This is a genomic window from Halomonas sp. SL1 (assembly GCF_003030865.2).
Classification (GTDB): Bacteria; Pseudomonadota; Gammaproteobacteria; order Pseudomonadales; family Halomonadaceae; genus Halomonas; species Halomonas halophila.
Window position 1 is genome coordinate 1 of record NZ_PYUQ02000034.1, and the last position, 1,454, is coordinate 1,454.

Below are 1,454 nucleotides of genomic sequence, written 5' to 3' on the forward strand. Positions count from 1 at the left end.
GTGAACTGACCCCCAATCGTTGGACGGTTGGTTCTCTTAACCGGCGGCCATGGCCTGAGTCCTGTATTGCACGGGGCTCAGGCCTTTTAGTCTCGGCTTGATTCGTTGATGGTTGTAGTAGTGGATGTAGTCGGCAATGCCTTGCTGCAGCTGCTCAACGGTGTCGAACCGGTTCAGGTGGAAGTACTCGGCTTTCAGGGTGCCGAAAAAACTCTCCATGGCGGCATTGTCCAGACAGTTCCCTTTCCGTGACATGCTGCGCAGTATTCGTTTCTCCACCACCAGGCGACGATAGTTGGGGTGGCGGTAATGCCAACCCTGATCCGAGTGCAATAGAGGCCGATCGCCCGGCCTAAGCCGGTCGAAGGCGCGCCTCAGCATCTGCTTCACCAGGCCGAATACCGGTCGTGGTCCGGTCTGGAAGGCGATGATTTCGCCGTTATACAGATCCATGACCGGTGACAGGTAGAGCTTCTGGTCATCGACCTTGAATTCGGTGATGTCGGTCACCCATCGTTGATTCGGCCCCTGGGCCTGAAACCGACGCCGTAGCGTATTCGGGGCGGCGTAGCCCTCGGCGCCTCGATAAGCCCGATACCGCTTGGGGCGAACGAGGGACTTCAAGCCCAGCTGTTGCATCAACCGCTGGACGGTCTTGTGGTTGACCACCTCGCCTGTCTGGCGCAGCACAGCGGTGATACGGCGATAGCCATAGCGTCCCTTGTGGTGATCATAGATCGTCTGGATACGCGCCTTCAGAGACGCATACGGATCGCCAGCCCCCAGGGCCTTGAGCTGGTAGTAGAACGTGCTGCGCGGTAGCGCTGCCGCACGCAGCAGCAGCGCCAGAGGGTGCTCATGCCTTAACCCTTGGACGGCTTGGGCTTTTTGCCCCGTGTCGTCGCCTGCTTCTCTCGGGTCAAGGCATCGAGCTTTTTTAGATAGGCATTCTCCGCCCGCAGATATGCCAGCTCCTCGAGCAGCTCCTCATGGGAGCGCTCACCATCGGAGGGAGGCTCGGGCGGTGGAGATGGGGGCTTCTGGGGCATCGGGCGGCGTCCCGTACGTTTCGGTTCCAGGGCGGTTAGGCCACCACTATGGTACTGGCGCTCCCATCTGCCAATAGCGCCAGCGGCACGGATATCGAACAGGGCCTCAGCCTGCCGGATCGACAAGCCGTCGTGCCACATCCTTTCCAGCACCTCGCGCTTGAACGCTGGGCTGTAGTGACGGCGTGTCTGGCGCAATCCTGAAGGCCCATGCTGCCGGTACTGCTCCACCCATCGCCTGACCATGGAATAGTCCAGACCAAGCTGGTGGGCGATCACTTCTAGACCGGCATCCCCATCCAGGTATTGCTGCACCACTTGCAACTTAAACTGGTCGCTGTACTGATTCCGCATAGAAACACCCCGAAGGTTGGATTGGGTGTCCAACTTTCGGGGTGCAGTTCA

At 59.6% G+C, this 1,454-nt stretch carries 1 protein-coding gene; it reads right to left on the minus strand.

What is annotated here, in order from left to right; translation table 11 throughout:
• Positions 1–36: 36 nt before the first annotated feature.
• A protein-coding gene (locus C9J49_RS16730; RefSeq protein ID WP_107182528.1) for an IS3 family transposase occupies positions 37–1,403 on the minus strand; the annotation gives its coding sequence in 2 pieces (ribosomal slippage) (positions 37–941 and positions 941–1,403; 1,368 coding nt in all).
• Positions 1,404–1,454: the final 51 nt, after the last annotated feature.